Origin of the sequence: Robbsia andropogonis, from assembly GCF_000970345.1 — a bacterium.
Classification (GTDB): Bacteria; Pseudomonadota; Gammaproteobacteria; order Burkholderiales; family Burkholderiaceae; genus Robbsia; species Robbsia andropogonis.
Window position 1 is genome coordinate 1 of sequence record NZ_LAQU01000160.1, and the last position, 1,736, is coordinate 1,736.

Sequence of the window (1,736 nt, forward strand, 5' to 3'; positions counted from 1 at the left end):
CATGACGCTTTCCCGCACGAGGGCCAGCGTGACGGGACGCTCAGCTTTCGTCTGGGAACTGGTCGCACCCTTAACGATTGCGTCGGCGACTTCCTGGACGCCGGCTACGCCCTTCTCGCGGCAGAGAGTCGCACGTGCTTTTGCGCCGGCACGACCTGCGTCGGGGGGGGCAAGCAGCGGGCCGAAGAGTGCTAGGCTCTTAACCATTTCAGGATAGCGAACGGCAAAGTGTTGAGCGACGATGGTGCCCATCGAATGAGCAGCAATGTGCGCTTGCTTCACGCCAAGCTCTTGCAAGACTGATACGAGTGTTTCCACATAATGGTCGATTGAGAGCGGACAGTCGGATAACTGGGAGCGCGAACTGCCGGGCAGGTCGGGACGTATGACCTGCATCCCCGCAAACGCTGACATGACGGGCGTCCAGTTGTTTGAGGAGCCGCCAAGCCCGTGAATACAAACGACAGGCTGACCATCACCTTCGACCTCAACAGCAACATTCTTGACAAGCGATGTCGTCATTCGCCCACCTCGTTCTCGAGCACACCGACGTTTTGGATTTCGATGCGAACCACATCGCCTTTCTGGAGGAACCTCGGCGGATTGAAGCCAATTCCCACGCCGGCGGGCGTTCCCGTCGCGATAACGTCACCCGGCTGCAATTCGATGCCTGCAGAAATCGTCTCGATAAGAGTGGGGATGTCGAAAATCAGCTTCGACGTGCTGGAGTTTTGACGCAGCTCGCCGTTGACCCAGCACTTGAGGTCGATGTTCTGCCCGTCGACTTCATCCGCAGTGACCACATACGGGCCCATCGGGCAGAAACCATCCAGTGACTTGCCGAGGAACCATTGACGATGCAACTTCTGCAGGTCACGCGCCGTGAAATCGTTGATAACGGTATATCCGAAAACATAGTCCATTGCGTCCGCTTTCTTGACGCCTTTGGCGGCCTTGCCAATCACCACGCCGAGTTCAGCTTCGTAGTCGAGTTGGCTGGTAACGCCCGTATGGCGCGGAATCAGCGCGCCCGGGCCAATGATGGTGGAAGCTGGTTTCGTGAAAATCACGGGGGCTTCCGGGGCGTGCTCGCCATCCTTAGCGCTGCTGTCGAAGCCCGAATTCTGGAATTCGGCCGCGTGCTCGTGATAGTTCTTGCCGACGCAGAAGATATTGCGGCGTGGTTCATCGATGGGAGCTAAAACCTTCGCTTCGCTTAGGGGGGAACCGTCACCGCGAAGACGCAGGTCGCCCTTTAGCTGGCCATATAGTTGGACCAATTGGATCATGTCGCCACGGAATTCCGGTACCAGTGCTTGGACCGGCCAGTACTTTTGTCGGTAAGTGTCGACCACGGCAACGAATTTTTCGCCTGCCAGTTCAAGGTTTGCCAGCTTCATACGTCCTCTCTTTCAAAAGTCCAATTGGTTTTCGTAAATCGAAATGTAGAACCAAAATGGACTATTTGCAAGACGGGTTAACCAATGAATTGACCAATTGGTACTACTTCCATATGATTCAGCCAATGGGCAAAGAGGAATGACAATGGGTGAGATAGAGGCGAAAGGCACGGTCCGGGCGGTTGGTGCGCGAGCACTCGCCGCATTTCTGGTCGACGAAATCGCATCAGGTCGACTTAGCGACGGCGTTAAGCTTCCTGCAGAGCGACAGCTTAGCGAGCAATTTGGCGCATCTCGGGGCGCAGTGCGCCGTGTTTTGCAGGACTTAAAGGACCG

Annotated in this window: 3 protein-coding genes; 1 reads left to right on the forward strand and 2 read right to left on the reverse strand. The window is 56.1% G+C overall.

Annotated elements, in window-relative coordinates:
- Together WM40_RS26740 and WM40_RS26745 are read right to left on the reverse strand one after the other, a co-directional pair.
- Window positions 1-522, reverse strand: a 522-nt coding sequence (locus tag WM40_RS26740) for an alpha/beta fold hydrolase (protein WP_046154595.1), incomplete at its 3' end; no start/stop codon positions are given.
- Window positions 519-1,400: a fumarylacetoacetate hydrolase family protein gene (locus tag WM40_RS26745; protein ID WP_046154596.1), complete on the reverse strand. Its 882-nt coding sequence runs from the start codon at window positions 1,398-1,400 to the stop codon at window positions 519-521. The genes WM40_RS26740 and WM40_RS26745, both read right to left, overlap by 4 nt.
- A gap of 145 nt (window positions 1,401-1,545) precedes the next feature.
- On the opposite strand from WM40_RS26745, the gene WM40_RS26750 reads away from it, so the two are divergent.
- On the forward strand, window positions 1,546-1,736 hold a 191-nt coding region (locus WM40_RS26750; RefSeq protein WP_046154597.1), incomplete at its 3' end, for a GntR family transcriptional regulator.